The sequence below is a fragment of the Halopseudomonas pelagia genome (assembly GCF_009497895.1).
GTDB lineage: Bacteria > Pseudomonadota > Gammaproteobacteria > Pseudomonadales > Pseudomonadaceae > Halopseudomonas > Halopseudomonas pelagia_A.
Window position 1 is genome coordinate 258,075 of sequence record NZ_CP033116.1, and the last position, 17,602, is coordinate 275,676.

Below are 17,602 nucleotides of genomic sequence, written 5' to 3' on the forward strand. Positions count from 1 at the left end.
GGCCGCGGCCCGACTACTTGCCCAAAGACAGCGCAACAAGGGCAGCAGAACGACCCCAGGCGCACGCTCTTTCCCCGCCAGCCACCTGACCTTGAGTGGCATGGCCTTGTGCCAAGCAGGCTATTTCAATCGCTGTAACAAAGTTGTCACACAGAGCTATTACTGTTCTCACATCGGCGAAACAAACCCGGTACATAACGTCAAAATGGAGACACACGTGATGAAATTGAAGACAGCTCTTACCTCTGCGGCACTCGCGGTCAGCATCGCTGCCGTATCTGCCCCAGCCATGGCTCGCGATACCATCAACATCGTCGGCTCATCCACTGTTTATCCGTTCGCAACCGTTGTTGCCGAGCGTTTTGGTCGTAACACCGACTTCCCTACGCCTAAGCTCGAGTCCACTGGTTCTGGTGGCGGTCTGAAGCTGTTCTGTGATGGCGTGGGTACTCAGCACCCCGATATCACCAACGCTTCGCGCCGCATGAAGAAGAGCGAGTTCGACAACTGCCAGGCCAATGGCGTTAAAGAAATCACCGAAGTACGTATTGGCGCTGACGGCATCGTGATTGCCCAGTCCAACGAAGCAGACAAGATGAACGTGAGTCTGGAGCAGATTTACCTGGCCCTGGCCAAGGAAGTTCCAGATCCCAAGGGCGGTGACAAACTGATTGCCAACCCTTACAAGAAGTGGAGCGACATCGATTCCAACCTGCCAGATATGGCAATCAACGTAATGGGGCCGCCTCCTACCTCCGGTACCCGTGACGCTTTTGTTGAAATTGCGATGGAAGGCGGTTGCAGCAAGTTCGAGTTTATCAAGGCAATGGAAGAAGACGCCTTCAAGGCCGCTTGCCACAGCATGCGTGAAGACGGTCCTTTCGTTGAAGCCGGTGAGAACGACAACCTGATCGTTCAGCGTCTGGCTCAGGACAAGAGCACTCTGGGTATCTTCGGTTACAGCTTCCTGATGGAAAACGAAGGCCAGATCCACGCTGTCACAGTTGACGGTGTAGCGCCGACGCCTGAGACGATTTCCAGCGAAGAGTATCCTGTTGCTCGCTCACTGTTCTTCTACGTCAAGAAAGCCCACGTAGGTGTGGTACCTGGTATTGAAGAGTATGTTTCCGAGTTCACCAGCGAAGGCGCCTGGGGTGACAACGGCTACCTGGTTGACGTTGGTCTTATCCCTAACCCGCGCGACCGTCGCATGGCCACAGCCAAGGCAGTTAAAGAGCTGACGCCGATGACCGGTAACGAGCTGTAAGCTTCAGCTGTAAAACGTCAGGGATGACAAAGAAGAACGCGAGCTGAACAGCCCGCGTTCTTTTCTTACGTTTGGGTGATTATTTTTGCTCAGCAAACTGGCAGACTACCGGCCGCAGCTAGCTAAATTACGCCATCAACACAGAGACTGTTATGCAAACGGCCCATCTTTTGCTCCTGATTCTGGTGCTTACCCCCATCGCCTATAGCCTGGCACTGATGCGTTCCAAGGCCGTAGCCGAGCCACTTGGCGGTATCCGCAATCTCAAGGCGCTACCCTTTTACTACGCGGCGCGGGCGGCACTCTGGTGTGCGATACCCGCGCTGATCGTTTTAGCCCTGTGGGCGGCATTTGAAAGCAAGGTGATTCAGGGCATCGTCATCGCTTCCATGCCCATGGACGTCTGGCCGGACTCCGCCGGCAGAGCCAGTCTGGTACTGTCCCAGATCAGCAACGTTGCCGCTGGCAGCCTCAATGCTAACAACGTGCCCGAGCACATTGCCGAAGCGGCCAAAGTGCTGGAGGGTTTGCGCGATCGCAGCGATAACTTCAAGGCAATGCTGGTCGCGCTGATCGCTGTCCTCGGCGCCGCGTTCGCCTGGACCCGGGTAATGCCGCATATCAACGCCCGCGAGAACGTCGAGCGCACATTACGCTGGTTTTTCTTCCTCTGCGCGGCGGTGGCCGTGCTGACGACCGCAGGGATTGTGTTCTCGGTATTGTTCGAAACCTTGCGCTTTTTCGAGAAAGTGCCGATCACTGATTTTCTGTTCAGTACCAGCTGGAGCCCGCAAACTGCTCTGCGAGCTGACCAGGTAGGCTCTGACGGGGCTTTCGGCGTTATTCCGTTGTTTACCGGCACCCTGTTGATATCCGCCATCGCTTTGCTTGTGGCGGTACCCACCGGGCTTCTGTCTGCGGTCTATCTTTCCGAATACGCCAGCAAACGTGCGCGGGCCACCATCAAACCCTTGATGGAAATGCTCGCCGGTATACCCACCGTGGTTTACGGCTTTTTTGCCGCCCTTACGGTCGCGCCCTTTATCCGCGATGCTGCGGCAATCATCGGCCTGGAAGCATCCTCGCAGAGTGCACTGGCTGCCGGCCTGGTCATGGGCATCATGATCATTCCTTTTGTTTCATCGCTCTCGGATGACGTTATCAACGCGGTACCGCAGGCGATGCGTGACGGTTCGCTGGCACTGGGTGCGACCCAGTCCGAGACCATGAAGAAGGTGATTTTCCCGGCCGCGCTGCCCGGCATCATCGGCGGCATCCTATTGGCGGCATCGCGGGCCATCGGCGAAACCATGATCGTGGTAATGGCTGCAGGCCTGGCGGCCAATCTGACCGCCAACCCACTGGAATCGGTAACCACCGTCACGGTACAGATCGCTACCCTGCTGGTCGGTGACCAGGAATTCGACAGTGCCAAAACACTCTCTGCATTTGCGTTGGGCGCATTGCTGTTCATCGTCACACTGATGCTTAACGTGGTGGCACTCAAAATCGTTCGCAAATATAGGGAACAGTATGACTGATCAACGTTCTCAGGCGGAGATCGTCCGCCGCTCGCTGAAAAAGCGCTACCGCAAGGAGCGCCGCTTCCGGGTTTACGGCATGGTAGCGATCTTTATCGCGCTGGCTTCACTGGTCATCCTGTTCGCCGACATCATCAACAAGGGCCATACCGGCTTTATCAAAACCACGGTAACCCTTGATGTCACGCTGGACTCCGAGCAGATGTATCTCACCGACCCAACGGATGCCGAGCAGCGATCGATGGCTGATTTCATCGCGCCGATTATCACCGCGTTGCAGGAGCAGATCCCTGGGGCGGAAAGCGCTGCGCAAACACGCGAACTCAGGGCGCTGGTCAGTAGTTACGCCGCCAACGATATCAGTGATCGGCTGCGGGCAAATCCGGAGCTGCTGAATACCACAGAAACCTTCGTGTTCCAGGCGCATGACCAGGTGTCGGTTTACGTCAAGCATGCAGACAACCCGAAATACAGCATCCGCCTATCGGAGCAGCAACAACAGTGGGTCGATTACCTGCAGGAAGAGGGCGTGATCGGCACCAGCTTCAACGACACCCTGTTCAGCCGGGGCGACTCTCGTGAACCGGGTAACGCGGGCATTCTTGGGGCCATTGTAGGTTCACTGTTGACCATGCTGGTCACGCTGATGATTTCTTTCCCCATGGGTATTGCAGCGGCGGTATATCTGGAGGAGTTCGCTCCGCAAAACAAGATCACTGATTTTATCGAAGTGAATATCAACAACCTGGCCGCCGTGCCGTCGATCATCTTTGGTCTACTCGGCCTGGCGGTATTTATCAGTTTGTTCGGTATGCCGCGTTCGGTGCCGGTGGTGGGCGGTTTGGTACTGGCGCTGATGACACTGCCGACCATCATTATTTCCAGCCGGGCCGCAATCAAAGCCGTGCCGCCGTCCATTCGCGAGGCAGCGGAAGGCATCGGCGCGTCAAAGATGCAGGTGGTGTTACACCACGTGATTCCGCTGGCAATGCCGGGCATGCTGACTGGCTCCATCATCGGCATGGCGCAGGCACTGGGTGAGACTGCGCCGCTGCTGCTGATCGGCATGGTCGCTTTTATTGTCGACGTGCCTGAAGGATTTTTTGATTCCGCCACCGTTCTACCCGTGCAGATTTACCTGTGGGCAAGCAGCTCAGAACAGGGATTTGTGGAGCTGGCATCCGCCGGCATCATGGTCCTGCTAACTTTCATGATCACGATGAACGCATTGGCCATCTGGCTGCGCAAACGCCTTGAACGCCGGTGGTAAAGGAGATAATTATGAGTGTCAATGAAACCATTACCAGTGAGGCTGGAATGCGCAAAGAAACGGTTATTCCAGTGCAAGACCCGATAGCAGAAACCAAACGCGAAGACATCCATGTCGAAGAGGGCAAGACCGTAGGCATCCCCTACTCGGACAACCCCAAGTTCAAGCTGCGCAATGTGGAAGTCTTCTACGGTGAAGCCCGGGCCATCAAAAACATCAGCCTGGATATTTCCCGTAACGAGGTGATCTCCTTTATCGGGCCATCAGGCTGCGGCAAGTCGACCTTTTTGCGCTGCCTGAACCGCATGAACGACAGCATCGATATCTGCCGGGTCAAGGGTGATCTGCTCTTAGATGGTGAAGATATTTACCACTCTAAGAACGATGTGGTGGAGCTGCGTGCGCGGGTCGGCATGGTGTTCCAGAAGCCCAATCCGTTCCCCAAATCCATTTACGACAATGTTGCCTACGGCCCGCGCATTCACGGCCTGGCGAACCGCAAATCGGATCTGGACGATATCGTTGAAAGCAGTCTGCGCAAGGCCGGTTTGTGGAATGAAGCCAAGGATCGTCTGGATGGCATGGCCACCGGCATGTCCGGCGGCCAGCAGCAGCGTCTGTGCATTGCCCGCGCCATCGCGGTCAGCCCGGAAGTCATCCTGATGGACGAGCCCTGCTCGGCACTGGATCCTATCGCCACCGCCAAGGTGGAAGAACTGATCGCCGAGATGTCGGAAAGCTATACTATCGTTATCGTCACCCACTCCATGCAGCAGGCCGCGCGTGTATCCCATCGCACTGCCTACTTCCACCTGGGGCACCTGGTAGAAGTGAATGAAACCACCAAGGTGTTCACTTCCCCAGAGCACGATCTTACCGAATCCTATATTACCGGTCGCTTTGGCTAACCCTGGATTGTTGGACACTGGAGAAACGTTATGACAGATAAAAAAGACGATGTGTACGGCGATCACATTTCCAACAAGTTCAATGATGAACTTCTGGATCTGAAATCAGAATTTCTCAAGATGGGCGGCATGGTCGAGTCCCAGGTTGAGCGGGCCATCCACGCCCTGGTTGAAAATGACGGCCATCTGGCCGATGAAGTGCGCGTTGGCGACAAGAAAGTCGACCGCATGGAAATGGACATAGACGAAGAGGCAACGCTGATCATTGCCCGGCGTCAGCCTACCGCGCGCGATCTGCGTCTGGTTATTTCGGTAATCAAGATGGTGGCGGATCTGGAGCGGGTTGGTGATGAGGCGAAGAAGATTGCCAAGTTTGCCATCAAACTCTCGGAAGAGGGCCAGGCGCCACGCGGCTATGTGGAAGTGCGACACATTGGCGATCATGTGTTGAGCATGTTGCGCGACGCACTGGACGCTTTTGCTCGCCTGGATTCCGAGCAAGCGCTAAGGATCATGAAGGAAGACAAGCGCGTTGATGAAGAATACCAGGCGGCCACGCGCTCCTTGCTGACCTTCATGATGGAAGATACCCGCAATATCTCCCGCTGCATGTCGGTGATGTGGGTATTGCGCGCGCTGGAGCGGGTCGGCGACCACGCCTGCAATATCGCCGAAAACGTGATTTTCATGGTCAAGGGCGAAGACGTACGCCACACGCCGGTGGAAGAAGCCGAGAAAGTAGTCGGGCGCTGATTCGAACGCGCAGATCGCGTGCCGCCAGGCTAACTGAGCGGCACTGTTTCTCCTGTCGGCTGTCCTAGTGATTGAGGCGCCATTGCCCTGACATGCAAACAGGAGTCATCATGAGCTTTCCATCAGCACTCACTCGTACACTTGGCATCACTGCCCTGGCGGCCCTGTTTGCCGCTCCCGCCCTGGCCCATCACGGCTGGTCCTGGGCTGAAGAAGATCAGATGCAGCTGACCGGCACCGTCAGCGAAGTGCGCATCAGCCCTCCGCATCCATCAATTGAGCTCGAAACCGAAGATGACGGTAACTGGCGCATCGAATTGGGCAATCCCCGTGGCACTGCACGTGCCGGTTTTGACCAGGACTCTACCAAGCCTGGCGACGAGATTACAGTTATCGGCAACCGCTCCCGCGACGCAGCGGAAAAACGCATGAAAGCGGTGCAGGTGATTGTCGGGGACAAGACCTACGATATCTACCCCGACCGTGTTCAGCACTGACCGGGCGCTGCGCCTGAATGGACGACAGTCTCTGGACCGCACTCACGGCTTTACCTCCGGCCGTATGGCTACGTGATTATTTCCTAGCTTATCTGCTGGTCAATGCCGCGCATATTGCCGGGCTGGGTATGCTGCTGGGCAGCATTATCACTCTGGATCTTCGCCTGCTGGGGCTGTTTCGCCAGGCGCCGTTGCAGCCGTTGGCTCACGTTCTGAGCCGCACGGCTGCCAGCGGCCTGGCATTGGCCATTTTCACCGGCATCTGGCTGTTCCTGGTCAATGCTCCGGAATATGTAAACAATAGTGCGTTCTTAAGCAAACTGCTGCTGGTAAGCCTCGCCATTGCTAACGCGACATTTCTTCACTCTCGAAGACACTGGCGGTTGGCGCTGCAGGAAGGCCGGGCAAACCTGCCAGTACGCATTCATGCGTTGATATCGTTGCTGCTCTGGCCTGCCGCCCTGGTAGCCGGGCGCTGGATCGGCTTTCTCTAAACAGGCAAAACCTGCTTCCTGCCGTTAGCCTGCCCGTGAACCAGACCCCGCCGGGTATGGCCGCGCCCCTTGGCGGACTGTTAAGCTGGCTGCCTATTCCGACTGGACATATCCATGCCCGCCCCGCGTTTCGATCAACTCCACCGCCAGCCCGGCCCGTTTTTTCTGGCGCTGGGCGGTACCGGCATGTTCGGCGCGAATTTCTACCTGTTCGGTTCTGGCGGGCAGTGGATTGCCGTGGACTGCGGCTTTGCCCTGCAAGCCACGCCCGGCGGCAGTAATCAGGTCTCGGTACCCAGCCTGGAAGCCCTCGAGAAGTACGACATCAAGCTCTCGGCACTACTGATTACCCATGGGCATGAAGATCATATTGGCGCGATTCCGCACCTTTGGGGACAACTGGACTGCCCGCTGTACGCGAGCCCGTTTGCCGCCCGGCTGATTCGTAACAAGCTTGACCCCAATCTGACCTGGCCGCGCCTGCATGAAATAAAGCCGCTTGAGCCCATTGGCATCGGCGCCTTCCAGGCTGAGTGGATCCCCGTCACGCATTCGATCCCCGAGTCCCATGCGATTGTGCTCGAAGTAGCGGGCAAACGTATTTACCACAGCGGCGACTGGAAGCTGGATAACGACCCGGTGGTAGGTGAGTTGACCGCCCAGGCGCGCCTGCAGGCGATTGGCCGAGCTGGGGTGGATGTGATCATTGGCGACTCGACCAACGCGCCGGTAACCGGGGCCAGCCGATCCGAAGCTGCGGTACAGAACGGTCTGCAGGATGCCATCCGCCCCTGCCAGCAACGGGTGATAGTGACCTGTTTTGCCAGCAACCTGGCGCGCCTGCATAGCCTGGCCGAGATTGCCTTCGATGCGGGCCGCTATGCCGGACTGCTGGGCCGCAGTCTGCTGACCATGCATAGCGCCGGCCGCGCGCAGCGCTACCTGAAGGCGCAACCCGGCTTTATCGGACCCTGGGAGCTGGGCTTCCTGCCGCGCGAGCAGCAGTTATGGATCTGTACCGGTAGCCAGGGCGAACCGGCAGCCGCGCTGGCGCGCCTGTCGAGCGGCAGCCATCCGCATTTGAGCCTGGAAGCCGGTGATACTGTGCTGTTTTCCTCGCGCCTGATCCCTGGCAATGAAGAAGCTCTGGCCCGGATCAAGGCCGGCTTGAAAGCGCAGAGCGTGCATGTGATCGATGATGACATGGCGCCAATCCATGCCTCCGGCCATCCGCCCCAGGAAGACCTGCGCACACTCTATGGTTGGCTGAAAGCGCGCTACCTGCTGCCGGTACATGGCGAGCTGTACCACCAGAAGGCGCATATGGAGTTTGGCCGCAGCCTGGGACTCAGTGGCCTGGTACCCAGCAATGGCGAGCTGATCGATCTCAGCTCCCAGCCCTGCAAGGTCGCTGACCTGCCCTGGGGACTGACAGTCCCGAGCGATAGGCGCTAGCGCCAGCCTCAAGCCTCAAGCCTCAAGCCTCAAGCCTCAAGCCTCAAGTTTGACTCGATCTGCTTAATCTTGCAGCTTGAGGCTTGCAGCTTGCCGCTGCATCAAAACGCTTCCTTGATCTGTTCCCACATCATGCCCATCGCCAGCAGCGGCGCTCGCAAGTGTTTGCCGCCGGGGAAAGTCATGTGCGGTACCCGGTCGAACAGCTCGAAGCCGCTGCTGGCCTGGCCACTTACGGCCGCGCCCAGCAGACTCGCCGCCAGGTGCGTGGCATTGATGCCGTGGCCAGCGTAGGCCTGGGCGTAAAAGACGTTGGCCTGCTCCGGCAGCTTGCCGATTTGCGGCAAGCGGTTGGCACCTATGCCGATCATACCGCCCCACTGATAGTCGATTTTAACCTCGGCCAATTGTGGAAACACGCGCAGCATCTTCGGCCGCATATAGGCGGCTATGTCCGCAGGGTCCCGCCCGGAGTAATGGCAGGCACCACCGAACACCAGGCGATGGTCAGCGGACAAGCGGTAATAATCCAAGGCTACACGCTGATCACACATCGCCATATTCTGCGGGATCAGGGCACGTGCGCGCTCCTCTCCCAGTGGCTCGGTAGCGATCACATAGCTGCCGGCGGGCAGCACCTTGCCACTCAGCTGGGGCTGCAGATCGCGCAGGTAGGCATTGCACGCCAGTACCAATTGGCCGGCGTTGACGGTGCCGCTAGCGGTGTGCACTCTGACCCTGGGGCCATATTCGATGCGGGTTACCTGCGACTGCTCAAATAAACGCACACCCAACTGCTGAGCAACAACCGCTTCACCCAACAACAGATTGAGCGGGTGCAGATGGCCGGAGCCCATATCCGTCATCGCTCCGGCATAGAAGTCGGAGTTCACCACCTGATGCACCTCGGCGGCTTCAAGAATGCGCATCTCGGCGCCGTAACCCAGCTCGCGCAGCTCCTGCATCTCGGCGCGAAAAGCATCCAGATGCCGCGGCTTGTTCGCCAGGTCGGCGTAGCCCCAGGTCAGATCGCAGGCGATATCGTGCTTCTCGACCCGGCGCTTGACCAACTGCACGGCTTCCAGCCCCATCAGCTTGAGCTCGCGCACACCCTGCTCACCAATCACATTGGTGAACTGCTCCAGGCCATGGCCGACGCCACGAATCAACTGCCCACCATTGCGTCCACTGGCACCCCAGCCGATCTGACTGGCCTCCAGCAACACCACCGACAACCCACGTTCGGCCAGTTCGATAGCAGTATTCACCCCGGTATAGCCGCCGCCGACGATGCATACGTCCGCCTCCACAACCCCAGCAAGGGGCGGGCAGTTCAGACGCATATTGGCGGAAGCGATATACCAGGAGGGGGCTGGCTGGTTTTGCGGAGTCAGAGAAAGCATCGAACGGTCCGTTTGAAATAGCGAATTAATGTAAATTAAATTTTACGCAGGATAGCACTAATCACTTTCCGGTACAGGTATCGCGAGGCTTTCCTTGATCTCTTCCATGACGATATAACTCTTTGACTCCCTTACGCCGGGCAGTTTCAACAGAATATCGCCGAGCAACTTGCGGTAGGAAGCCATTTCCGAAATACGCGCCTTGATCAGGTAATCAAAATCACCCGAGACCAGATGACACTCCAGCACATGTGGCAGCTTGATCGCTGCACGACGGAACTCGTCAAAAATATCCGCCGACTTGGAAGACAGGCTGATTTCGACAAATACCAACAGACTGGCCTCAAGCTTCTGTGGATTGAGCTGAGCGCCATAGCCCAGAATAAACTTCTCCCGCTCCAGGCGTTTAACCCGTTCCATGCACGGCGTGGTGGATAATCCGACCCGCTCACCCAAGTCCACATAAGACATTCGACCCTCGGCCTGCAGCAGCCGCAGAATATGCCGATCGATCTTGTCCAGCTCGCGGCTTGAAGCTCTACGTGTTTTCATGAAAAAACTCTTCCAGGCGGATTAATTCAGAATAAACCACTGCACTTTACCTTTTTTTCAAACCAAGCCACTGCTCAACAGCTCTTAGAATAGCAATATCGCCCACATGGGCAAATTGCCTTTTCGGTTTGAGACGGAGTGAAGGTCATGCACGTAATGATTCTCGGCAGCGGCGTTATTGGTGTGACCAGCGCCTGGTATCTGGCCAAGGCCGGACATCAGGTCACGGTGATCGACCGACAGCCCGGCCCTGGCCTGGAAACCAGCTTCGGCAACGCCGGCATGATTTCCCCCGGTTACTCCGCGCCCTGGGCTGCGCCGGGCGTACCGGTCAAGGCGCTGAAGTGGATGACCGCGCAGCATGCGCCCCTGGCCATCACCCCAACCGCCGATCCCCACCAGTATCGCTGGATGATGCAGATGCTCGGCAACTGTACCCAGGCCCGCTATGCGGTGAACAAGGAACGCATGATGCGCTTGGCCGAATACAGCCGCGACTGCCTGATGGGGCTGCGCGAGGAAGCCGGGGTCGAGTACGAACACCGCGAAAAGGGCACACTGCAGCTGTTCCGCACGCAGAAGCAACTCGACGCCGCCGCGCAAGACATGGCCGTGCTGGAGAGTTGCGGCGTACCTTATCAACTGCTCGACCGCGCCGGTTGCGTCAATTACGAACCGGGCCTGGCGCCCAGCGCCGAGAAAATCGTTGGCGGCCTGCGGCTACCCAACGATGAAACCGGAGACTGCCATCTGTTTACCACCAGCCTGGCGGCCAAGTGCGCGGAGCAGGGCGTGGTATTCCGCTATAACCTGAATATCCAGGAACTGCTGACCGACGGCGATCGCATTACCGGCGTACTCGCCGATGATCAGGTGCTGCAAGCCGACAGCTACGTCCTGGCCTTGGGCAGCTACTCGCCGCAACTGCTGCGCCCACTGGGCATCGAGGCGCCAATTTACCCGGTCAAGGGTTACTCGCTGACCCTGCCGGTCGCCAACGATGCCATGGCGCCGGTGTCCACGGTCATGGACGAAACCTACAAGGTGGCCATGACGCGCTTTGCCGACCGCATCCGGGTTGGCGGCATGGCCGAACTGAGCGGATTCGACAGCAGCCTGCGGGCCAAACGCCGCGCTACACTGGAGATGGTGGTCAGCGACCTGTTTCCCCAGGGCGGGCAGTTGCAGGAGGCCAGTTTCTGGACCGGTTTCCGGCCAATGACCCCGGACGGCACGCCGATTATCGGCGCCAGCCCGTTGCGTAACCTGTTTTTGAACACCGGTCACGGCACACTCGGCTGGACCATGTCCTGCGGCTCCAGCCAATTGCTTGCCGATCTGATCGGCGGTCGCACCCCGGCCATTCGCACCGAAGGTCTGGGCCTGGACCGTTACACCACTCACAAGGAGATTCGCCGGCATGTCAGTACAGCGCTTGCACACTAATGAACGCATGAGCCAGATCGTTATTCACCAGGACACCGTCTATCTGGCCGGCCAGGTGGCGGCCGATGATGATCTGGACAAGAACGCGGAAACGCAGACCCGCAGCACCCTCCAGGCCATCGAAAAACTGCTGGCCGAGGCTGGCACTGACCAGACGAAAATACTCTCGGTGACCATCTACCTGAAGGACATCAATGCCGATTTCGAGGCAATGAATCGGGTCTGGGACGAGTGGCTGCCCGCCGGTACCGCCCCTGCACGCGCGACCGTCCAGGCGCTGCTCTGCGAGCCGGAGATCCTGGTAGAGATGTCGGTGATCGCCGCGGTCTGAACGGTACCCTCTCGGCGGCCCTGATTCCCGTGCGGCATCCGGGTCTGATAATCTAGGCCTTGGCGGGGCTGTCCAGCCCCGCATTTTTTACAAGAAGCCAGCATGCGCCCAGCCCACGCCCTGATCGATCTCGACGCCCTGCGCCACAACTATCGGTTTGCCAAAAGCCTGAGCAAAAGCCGCGCCTTTGCCGTTATCAAGGCCAATGCCTATGGCCATGGCGCGGTGGAATGCGCCCAGGCCCTGGCAGATGACGCCGATGCCTTTGCTGTCGCCTGTATCGAAGAAGCATTGCAGCTGCGCGCCGCCGGAATTCAACAGCCGATCCTGTTGCTGGAAGGCTGGTTCGAAGCCAGCGAATTGCCGCTGATCGTTGAGCACCAACTCTGGTGCGTGGTGCACCACCACGGCCAGGTCCAGGAACTGCTGGCAGCTCAGCTCGGCGCGCCGCTGCATATCTGGCTGAAACTGGATAGCGGCATGCACCGCGTGGGCTTTTCTCCCGCGGAATATGCCGGCCTCTGGCAGCAATTGGAGCGCAGCCAGAACGTTGCCCGCCTGGCCAGCATGACGCATTTTTCCCGCGCGGATGAACCTGAAACCGGCCGCACCGAGGAGCAGCTGGCGACCTTCGAGCGCGTAACCCGGGATCTGAAGGGCCCAACCAGCCTGTGCAATTCGCCGGGCATACTGGCCTGGCCACAAGCCCACGGCGATTGGCTGCGGCCGGGCATCATGCTCTATGGCGCAACACCCTTTGAGTTCGAACAGGAACATGCTGCCCGGCTCAAACCGGTCATGCAGCTGCAATCCAAGGTGATCGCCGTGCGCGAATTGCCCGTTGGCGAGCCGATTGGTTATGGTTCACGCTTCATCACCCAGCGACCCACCCGGGTCGGCGTGGTTGCCATGGGCTATGCCGACGGCTACCCGCGCCACGCTACAGACGGCACGCCGGTGCTGGTAGACGGCCAGCGCAGCCAGATAATCGGCCGGGTATCGATGGACATGCTCACCCTGGATCTGACCGACCTGCCGCAATCCGGCCTGGGCAGCAACGTGCGCCTGTGGGGCGCGGGCTTGAATGCCAGCGAAGTTGCCAGCCACGCCGGCACCATTGCCTACCAACTGTTCTGCAATCTCAATCGCGTGCCGCGGCGCTTTATTTCTTCGACTTCTTCTTTTTCCACTTGAGCGTGAACAGGTCGTTGCGGCGATCCTTGAGGTTGGTCACCGAACCTTCGTTGCGCACCAGCTTCAAGCGGTTGTAGTCCAGGTCAGAGAAGAAAATCATCTCGGTATTTGGCGTGGTTTCGTTGAGCACCGCGTCGTGCGGGAACGGGAAGTCCGACGGCGAGAACACCGCCGACTGGGCGTACTGAATCCCCAGGTTCTCGATCGATGGCACGTTGCCGACGCTGCCGCAGAGCACCACGTAGCATTCGTTCTCGATGGCCCGGGCATGGGCGCAATGGCGCACGCGCAGATAGCCGTTCTTGGTGTCGGTCCAGAAGGGTACAAACAGCAGATCCATATCCTGATCGGCCAGCAGCCGTCCCAGCTCAGGGAATTCGACGTCGTAACAGATCAGAATACCAACGCGGCCGGCATCGGTATCGAACACCTGCAGATCGTCACCACCCTGGATAATCCAGTCGCGACGCTCCTGCGGAGTGATATGCAGCTTGGCCTGACGCTCTTCGGAGCCATCGCGGCGCAGCAGGTAGGCAACGTTGTACAGCCGCCCGTCCTTGCCTTCCTCTACCATGGAACCGGCAATGATGTTGATGTTGTAACTGACCGCCATGCGCAACATCTCCGAACGGAAACGCTCGGTAAAGCTGCTCAGGAAACGAATCGCCTCCACATCGTCGGTCTGGTCACGCAAGCCCATCAACGGCGCATTGAACAGCTCGGGGAACACCGCAAAGTCACTGCCGTAATCCGACAGTGCATCAACGTAATACTCGACCTGTTCCAGCACCGCCTCGACCGACGCAAAACGCCGCATCTGCCACTGCACAGCGCCTACGCGCACCTGGGTGCGGTTGATCTGCAGCAGCGATTCATGCGCTTCATAGAGAATGTTGTTCCACTCAAGCAGCGTGGCATAGCCCATGGACTTCTTGTCTTCGGGCAGGTAGCGGCGCAGCAGTCGCTTGACCTGAAAGTCATTGGACAGCTGGAATGACAAGATCGGGTCATGCACTTCCTTGCGATCCACAGCCTCGATGTATTCGCTGGGCTTCATCTCATCGGCATGCAGGTGATAACCGGGAATACGACCACCGGCCAGAATCGCCTGCAAATTCCGCGAGCGGCACAATTCCTTGCGCGCCTCATACAGCCGGCGGCCAAGGCGATGACCGCGATACTCGGGATCGATCAGGACGTCCAGACCGTAGATAGCATCGCCATCGGCCTTGTTCGGGATAATCTCGGTGGTGCCGATCAGATCCTGATACCGGTGCGGGTCGGAAAACACGTCGTAATCGACCATCACGCTCAGTGCCACGCCGATCAGTTTGTCGGCATCCACCAACGCCAGCTGGCCGTCAGGAAAATCGCTGATCAGTCGCGAAATGGTCTTTTTTGGCCAGGCACCGCCAATATCGTCATATACCTTGTCCATCAACACCTTGAGCTGCGGATAATCACTGGGTTGCAGTGTGCGCAGGGTAAGGTGCAGGTCTTCCAGATCCATTCGGCAATCCTCATTTTCTATCATGGCAAACAATCGGCCATATGACCGCGTATGTTAACAGGTGTTCAAGCATCCCCGTTGATGCGTTGTAAATTCTGAACAGTCATGCAATCATTCTGGCCATTACCCGCTGAGCTGCTTGGAGGAATCGATATTGGACGTGGGTGCCCGACTCAAAACCATAAGAAAGCTCAAGGGCCTGTCCCAACGTGAACTGGCCAAACGAGCAGGCGTAACCAACAGCACTATTTCCATGATCGAGAAAAACAGCGTCAGCCCTTCGGTAAGCTCGTTAAAAAAGGTGCTGGCTGGCATCCCGATGTCGCTGGTGGATTTCTTCTCCCTTGAAGTCGAAGACGACAACCCACGCAAGGTCGTCTACCGTGCCGAAGAACTGCTCGACATAGGCGCCGGCGAGGTGACCATGAAACTGGTCGGCAAGGGCCACGCCAACCGCGCGTTCTCCTTCCTCAACGAAACCTATCCACCCGGCTCCGATACCGGCCCGGACATGCTCAATCATGACGGCGAAGAAGCCGGCACCGTGGTCAGTGGCCAGCTCGAAGTGACTGTTGGCAACGAAGTATTCGTGCTGGATACCGGCGACAGTTACTACTTCGACAGCAATCAGCCGCACCGCTTTCGTAATCCCTTTGACGTACCCTGCCTGCTGATCAGCGCGACCACGCCGGCCAACTTTTAAGCCGTTCCGAGCACTGCCGGGGCGACGCAAGCCGTTCCCGGTCGCCGGTCACTCCCGGCACGAATAAAACAGTCTAAACTGGGCCCTGCGTACCCTTACCCAGGAGCTATACCCATGCCTGACGGCCAGTCCCAGACCCTGTTAATCGGCGGCAACGCCCACGGCTCGGTGAGTCTGATGGCGCGCATGGCCAACCGCCACGGCCTGGTGGCCGGCGCTACCGGCACCGGCAAGACCATCACGCTGCAAATCATGGCGCAGGCCTTTTCCGATCTGGGTGTGCCGGTGCTGGTGCCGGATATCAAAGGCGACTTCTCCGGTATAGCCAAGCCAGGCGTGCTCGGCGAAAAGCTTCAGCAGCGCGCGGACAAGGTCGGCCTGGGCCCAATGACCGTAAAGGGTGCACCTACCGTGTTCTGGGACGTTCATGGCGAGCATGGCCACCCGCTGCGGCTGACCATCAGCGACTTCGGGCCAGTGATGCTGGCACGGCTATTGAATTTGAACGAGACCCAGAGCGGCGTACTGCAGATCCTGTTTCGGGTGGCCGACGATAACGGTTGGCTGCTGCTGGATCTAAAGGATCTGCGCGCCATGCTCACGCATATCAACGAGCAACGCGCCGAGATTGGGCCGCGCTATGGCAACCTGTCCGCCGCCAGCATTGGCGCCATCCAGCGCGCGCTGCTGAACCTTGACAATCAGGGTGGCGAGAAGCTGTTCGGCGAACCAGCGGTGACCCTGGAGGACTTCCTGCAAACCGATGCTCAGGGCCGCGGTGTCGTCAATATTCTGCACGCAGCACGGCTCTACCGGGACAGCCCACTGGCCTACTCGAGCATTCTGCTGTGGTTGCTTTCCGAACTGTTCGAGCAATTGCCGGAGGTCGGCGATGCGGAAAAACCCCGCTTCGTGCTGTTCTTCGACGAAGCCCACCTGTTGTTCGCCGATACCCCAAAAAGCCTGGTGGACAGGATCGAGCAGGTTGTGCGGCTGATCCGCTCCAAGGGGGTGGGTGTGTATTTTGTTACTCAGAGCCCACTGGATGTGCCAGAGTCCATCCTCGGCCAGCTCGGCAACCGCGTACAGCACGCACTCCGCGCTTTTACCCCCAGAGATCAGAAGGCGGTACGCAGCGCCGCGCAAACCTTCCGCAGCAATCCCGAACTGAACACCGAGCAGGCCATCACCGAACTGGCGGTCGGCGAAGCGCTGGTTTCCATGCTGGACGAAAAAGGCGTTCCCACACCGGTACAGCGCGTGCTGATACGCCCGCCGGCAAGCCAGATGGGCCCCATCAGCGATCAGGAACGTGGCGAGATCATCGGCACTTCGGTGTTGGCGGGCGTCTATGAACAGGAGCTGGATCGCGAGTCCGCCTACGAGATTCTGCAGGCGCAGGCAGAAAAGGCGCTATCGGAAGAAACCGCAAAGACCCGCACCCAGGAACAAGCGCGGGCCGCGTCCAAAGCGCGTAAACCGGCGGCCAGAGCAAGCTCAACCTGGACCGATATGGCCGCCTCTGTGGGCCGTAGTGCGGCCAGAGCTTTCGGCACCCAGTTGGGCCGGCAAATTCTGCGCGGCGTGCTCGGCTCCCTCAAGGGCCGTTGAGAGAGCCAGCATCGATCATCATCAGTAGGGTGGGAAACCACCCAGAATCTTGCTGACCATATCCTGAATCTGCTGCGAACGCTCTGCTGGTGTCAGGGGAGTGCTACGCAACTGTTGCTCATCGCTGCCGCGCCACACCAATTGGCCATCGTCGAGCAGATCGATTTGCAGGGTTAATACCTGGTAGTCCACCGAGCGCGTTTCAGCATAACCGGGACCACCGCCCCAGCCACCACCCCAACCGCCCCAATAGGTACCAAAGGAGCCGCCATAGCTGGTAGTGACGTTATCCTCGCGCATTTCGCTGATCACGTAGACCTTGACCTGCAGATCTGGCTCCTGGCCGGGCTGAACCGGGCGCAGGCCACGAACATCCAGCTGGCCGCTGACCGCATCGCGGATACGCTGGGTAGTCAGATCGCTCTGGATACGCGGGTCACTGGCCGGCGTGTAACTCACCGCCTCTTCAGCCCAACTCCAGTCCCGGTACTGGGTGAAATCACGGTTGGTGTCGAAATCGCGCTGGATTGGCGCTGCCTGACAGGCTGCCAGCAGCAACACAGCGACCCCGAGCGTCAGAGATTTGGTTGTGGAGTGCAGTCGAGAAACAAACATTATAATCACCCGCCATAGGCCGATAGGGACACATTGCTCTGCAAACACGCCT

At 58.6% G+C, this 17,602-nt stretch carries 17 protein-coding genes; 13 read left to right on the forward strand and 4 right to left on the reverse strand.

Features of this window, described 5'->3' with window-relative positions; all coding sequences use genetic code 11:
* Positions 1 to 220 precede the first annotated feature (220 nt).
* The 8 genes from EAO82_RS01200 (at position 221) to EAO82_RS01235 (ending at position 8,185) form a co-directional block, all read left to right on the forward strand.
* Positions 221 to 1,267, forward strand: a complete 1,047-nt coding sequence (locus tag EAO82_RS01200) for a substrate-binding domain-containing protein (RefSeq protein WP_218838560.1) — start codon at positions 221 to 223, stop codon at positions 1,265 to 1,267.
* A gap of 152 nt (positions 1,268 to 1,419) precedes the next feature.
* A complete protein-coding gene (gene pstC / locus EAO82_RS01205) occupies positions 1,420 to 2,808 on the forward strand; it encodes a phosphate ABC transporter permease subunit PstC (RefSeq protein ID WP_096345359.1) in 1,389 nt (462 codons plus the stop codon).
* Positions 2,801 to 4,078: a phosphate ABC transporter permease PstA gene (gene pstA / locus EAO82_RS01210; RefSeq protein ID WP_096345360.1), complete on the forward strand. Its 1,278-nt coding sequence runs from the start codon at positions 2,801 to 2,803 to the stop codon at positions 4,076 to 4,078. The genes pstC and pstA overlap by 8 nt, the downstream gene beginning before the upstream one ends.
* An 11-nt stretch (positions 4,079 to 4,089) precedes the next feature.
* A complete protein-coding gene (gene pstB / locus EAO82_RS01215; RefSeq protein WP_218838561.1) occupies positions 4,090 to 4,986 on the forward strand; it encodes a phosphate ABC transporter ATP-binding protein PstB in 897 nt (298 codons plus the stop codon).
* Positions 4,987 to 5,016: 30 nt separating this feature from the next.
* The gene (gene phoU / locus EAO82_RS01220; RefSeq protein WP_096345361.1) at positions 5,017 to 5,739 is read left to right on the forward strand and encodes a phosphate signaling complex protein PhoU; all 723 of its coding nucleotides are present in this window, start codon (positions 5,017 to 5,019) and stop codon (positions 5,737 to 5,739) included.
* A gap of 110 nt (positions 5,740 to 5,849) precedes the next feature.
* On the forward strand, positions 5,850 to 6,236 hold the full coding sequence (locus EAO82_RS01225) for a DUF6152 family protein (RefSeq protein ID WP_096345362.1): 387 nt from the start codon (positions 5,850 to 5,852) through the stop codon (positions 6,234 to 6,236).
* Between the two features lie 17 nt (positions 6,237 to 6,253).
* On the forward strand, positions 6,254 to 6,730 hold the full coding sequence (locus EAO82_RS01230) for a DUF2214 domain-containing protein (RefSeq protein ID WP_096345363.1): 477 nt from the start codon (positions 6,254 to 6,256) through the stop codon (positions 6,728 to 6,730).
* A gap of 114 nt (positions 6,731 to 6,844) precedes the next feature.
* Positions 6,845 to 8,185 carry a ribonuclease J gene (locus EAO82_RS01235; RefSeq protein ID WP_096345364.1) on the forward strand — a complete coding sequence of 447 codons (1,341 nt, stop codon included), beginning with the start codon at positions 6,845 to 6,847 and terminating at the stop codon, positions 8,183 to 8,185.
* A gap of 101 nt (positions 8,186 to 8,286) precedes the next feature.
* Here the strand turns inward: EAO82_RS01235 and EAO82_RS01240 are convergent, their stop codons facing one another.
* Both EAO82_RS01240 and EAO82_RS01245 read right to left on the reverse strand, forming a co-directional pair.
* Positions 8,287 to 9,588 (reverse strand): NAD(P)/FAD-dependent oxidoreductase, encoded by a 1,302-nt coding sequence (locus EAO82_RS01240; RefSeq protein ID WP_096345365.1) that lies wholly within the window; start codon positions 9,586 to 9,588, stop codon positions 8,287 to 8,289.
* Positions 9,589 to 9,645: 57 nt separating this feature from the next.
* Positions 9,646 to 10,140 carry an Lrp/AsnC ligand binding domain-containing protein gene (locus EAO82_RS01245; protein WP_096345366.1) on the reverse strand — a complete coding sequence of 165 codons (495 nt, stop codon included), beginning with the start codon at positions 10,138 to 10,140 and terminating at the stop codon, positions 9,646 to 9,648.
* A gap of 147 nt (positions 10,141 to 10,287) precedes the next feature.
* On the opposite strand from EAO82_RS01245, the gene EAO82_RS01250 reads away from it, so the two are divergent.
* The 3 genes from EAO82_RS01250 (at position 10,288) to alr (ending at position 13,111) form a co-directional block, all read left to right on the forward strand.
* Positions 10,288 to 11,586, forward strand: a complete 1,299-nt coding sequence (locus EAO82_RS01250; protein WP_096345367.1) for a D-amino acid dehydrogenase — start codon at positions 10,288 to 10,290, stop codon at positions 11,584 to 11,586.
* Positions 11,561 to 11,917, forward strand: a complete 357-nt coding sequence (locus tag EAO82_RS01255; RefSeq protein WP_096345368.1) for a RidA family protein — start codon at positions 11,561 to 11,563, stop codon at positions 11,915 to 11,917. The genes EAO82_RS01250 and EAO82_RS01255 overlap by 26 nt, the downstream gene beginning before the upstream one ends.
* 102 nt (positions 11,918 to 12,019) lie before the next feature.
* The gene (alr, locus tag EAO82_RS01260; RefSeq protein WP_096345369.1) at positions 12,020 to 13,111 is read left to right on the forward strand and encodes an alanine racemase; all 1,092 of its coding nucleotides are present in this window, start codon (positions 12,020 to 12,022) and stop codon (positions 13,109 to 13,111) included.
* Here alr and EAO82_RS01265 read toward each other — a convergent pair.
* On the reverse strand, positions 13,080 to 14,621 hold the full coding sequence (locus EAO82_RS01265) for a bifunctional GNAT family N-acetyltransferase/carbon-nitrogen hydrolase family protein (protein WP_096345370.1): 1,542 nt from the start codon (positions 14,619 to 14,621) through the stop codon (positions 13,080 to 13,082). The two genes, alr and EAO82_RS01265, sit on opposite strands and share 32 nt — an antisense overlap.
* Before the next feature lie 154 nt (positions 14,622 to 14,775).
* On the opposite strand from EAO82_RS01265, the gene EAO82_RS01270 reads away from it, so the two are divergent.
* Both EAO82_RS01270 and EAO82_RS01275 read left to right on the forward strand, forming a co-directional pair.
* Positions 14,776 to 15,324 (forward strand): cupin domain-containing protein, encoded by a 549-nt coding sequence (locus tag EAO82_RS01270; protein WP_096345371.1) that lies wholly within the window; start codon positions 14,776 to 14,778, stop codon positions 15,322 to 15,324.
* Between the two features lie 114 nt (positions 15,325 to 15,438).
* Positions 15,439 to 16,935: a helicase HerA-like domain-containing protein gene (locus EAO82_RS01275; RefSeq protein WP_096345372.1), complete on the forward strand. Its 1,497-nt coding sequence runs from the start codon at positions 15,439 to 15,441 to the stop codon at positions 16,933 to 16,935.
* A gap of 21 nt (positions 16,936 to 16,956) precedes the next feature.
* Here EAO82_RS01275 and EAO82_RS01280 read toward each other — a convergent pair whose 3' ends face one another.
* Positions 16,957 to 17,550 carry a DUF4136 domain-containing protein gene (locus tag EAO82_RS01280; protein WP_096345373.1) on the reverse strand — a complete coding sequence of 198 codons (594 nt, stop codon included), beginning with the start codon at positions 17,548 to 17,550 and terminating at the stop codon, positions 16,957 to 16,959.
* Positions 17,551 to 17,602: the final 52 nt, after the last annotated feature.

Excerpts from the sequence above, each read along its gene's own strand:
- EAO82_RS01200 (WP_218838560.1), top strand. The coding sequence starts at position 221 with ATGAAATTGAAGACAGCTCTTACCTCTGCGGCACTCGCGGTCAGCATC.
- pstC (WP_096345359.1), top strand. The coding sequence starts at position 1,420 with ATGCAAACGGCCCATCTTTTGCTCCTGATTCTGGTGCTTACCCCCATC.
- pstA (WP_096345360.1), top strand. The coding sequence starts at position 2,801 with ATGACTGATCAACGTTCTCAGGCGGAGATCGTCCGCCGCTCGCTGAAA.
- pstB (WP_218838561.1), top strand. The coding sequence starts at position 4,090 with ATGAGTGTCAATGAAACCATTACCAGTGAGGCTGGAATGCGCAAAGAA.
- phoU (WP_096345361.1), top strand. The coding sequence starts at position 5,017 with ATGACAGATAAAAAAGACGATGTGTACGGCGATCACATTTCCAACAAG.
- EAO82_RS01225 (WP_096345362.1), top strand. The coding sequence starts at position 5,850 with ATGAGCTTTCCATCAGCACTCACTCGTACACTTGGCATCACTGCCCTG.
- EAO82_RS01230 (WP_096345363.1), top strand. The coding sequence starts at position 6,254 with ATGGACGACAGTCTCTGGACCGCACTCACGGCTTTACCTCCGGCCGTA.
- EAO82_RS01235 (WP_096345364.1), top strand. The coding sequence starts at position 6,845 with ATGCCCGCCCCGCGTTTCGATCAACTCCACCGCCAGCCCGGCCCGTTT.
- EAO82_RS01240 (WP_096345365.1), bottom strand. The coding sequence starts at position 9,588 with ATGCTTTCTCTGACTCCGCAAAACCAGCCAGCCCCCTCCTGGTATATC.
- EAO82_RS01245 (WP_096345366.1), bottom strand. The coding sequence starts at position 10,140 with ATGAAAACACGTAGAGCTTCAAGCCGCGAGCTGGACAAGATCGATCGG.
- EAO82_RS01250 (WP_096345367.1), top strand. The coding sequence starts at position 10,288 with ATGCACGTAATGATTCTCGGCAGCGGCGTTATTGGTGTGACCAGCGCC.
- EAO82_RS01255 (WP_096345368.1), top strand. The coding sequence starts at position 11,561 with ATGTCAGTACAGCGCTTGCACACTAATGAACGCATGAGCCAGATCGTT.
- alr (WP_096345369.1), top strand. The coding sequence starts at position 12,020 with ATGCGCCCAGCCCACGCCCTGATCGATCTCGACGCCCTGCGCCACAAC.
- EAO82_RS01265 (WP_096345370.1), bottom strand. The coding sequence starts at position 14,621 with ATGGATCTGGAAGACCTGCACCTTACCCTGCGCACACTGCAACCCAGT.
- EAO82_RS01275 (WP_096345372.1), top strand. The coding sequence starts at position 15,439 with ATGCCTGACGGCCAGTCCCAGACCCTGTTAATCGGCGGCAACGCCCAC.
- EAO82_RS01280 (WP_096345373.1), bottom strand. The coding sequence starts at position 17,550 with ATGTTTGTTTCTCGACTGCACTCCACAACCAAATCTCTGACGCTCGGG.